Origin of the sequence: Streptomyces sp. NPDC007162 (assembly GCF_040634175.1) — a bacterium.
Taxonomy (GTDB): Bacteria; Actinomycetota; Actinomycetes; order Streptomycetales; family Streptomycetaceae; genus Streptomyces.
This window is the reverse complement of the sequence record NZ_JBEYFC010001075.1, coordinates 1-1,010: the sequence shown is the minus strand read 5'-3', so window position 1 is coordinate 1,010 and position 1,010 is coordinate 1. Positions and strand designations below refer to the sequence as shown.

At 75.7% G+C, this 1,010-nt stretch carries 1 protein-coding gene and 1 pseudogene; both read right to left on the bottom strand.

The annotated features are described in order from the left end of the window. Window positions 1-88: pseudogene (locus ABZ646_RS47270) on the bottom strand (TetR family transcriptional regulator); the annotation flags it as partial. 162 nt (window positions 89-250) lie between these two features. Beyond that, the coding region (locus tag ABZ646_RS47265) for an NAD-binding protein (RefSeq protein ID WP_360534132.1) at window positions 251-1,010 on the bottom strand (760 nt) is incomplete at its 5' end.

The window sequence follows — 1,010 nt, the reverse complement described above, 5'->3', positions numbered from 1 at the left end:
GCCCGAGGAGGTAGCGGGTGAAGAGGTGCTCGTAGCGGGCCACCGAGGCGATCTCGGCCTCGCGGAGCGTGGGGACCTCGCGGGTGAGCGATTGCGCACCACCCTGGTGCGCGACCTGGGCCTGGAGCCGTCAGCCGCGCTGGGCAAGGACGGGGGAACGTGCCGGCGGCCCCCGCGGACGACACCACCCTCGGCACAGCGGCGGCCTCCGACACCGGGGAACCGATCGCCCGGCACCGCTGACGGGCCCTCAGTAGGCCCTGAGGTGCCGGGCAATCCGGACGGCGGCGAACTCGGTCCCCGCCACGAACCGCATCATCGGACCGAACACGGGGGCCGCGAGCGAGCCCGTGAAGTACAGGCCGGGCACCGACGACTCGAACGTCCCCCGCAGGGCGGGCGCCCGGGATCCCGGCACGCACGCCACGGCATGCCGGACCGTCGAGGACAGATAGGGCAAGGCGTCCAGGTCCAGCCGGTAACCCGTGGCCGCCAGCACGTGGTCCACGGTGAGGGAATCGCGTCGTCCCCCGGGACCGACGACGTCCAGGTGCACCTCCGGCCCGCGGACCACGGCAGCGGTGACCCGCCGTGAGGTGTGCACCGGTACGACACCCATCACCCGGTCCCGCAGCCACCAGCCGCCCGAGGGCCCGAGCGCGCGCCGGAACAGCAGCAGCCGGGCCGACGCGGGCAGCCACCGCACCCCACCCGGTGACGCGCACACCGCGGCGAGGACCCAGCCCGTGCCCAGCGGGGAGGCCGGCTTGGCCAGCCGCTGCGGCCAGGACCGGGCCGGCTCCGGGACCAGGCCCCACAACACCGTCCGCTCACGCACCAGGACCTGTGCCGTGGCACCGGCCTCGTGCAGCAGCGCGGCGCTCTCCAGCGCCGACTGCCCGCCGCCGACGACGGCCACCCGCCGCCCCGCGTACGACGACAGATCGGTGTGGTGGCCGTACACCCGCGCCGAGAACCGCCGCGCCGGCACCACGCTCCCCGGCGCCGCG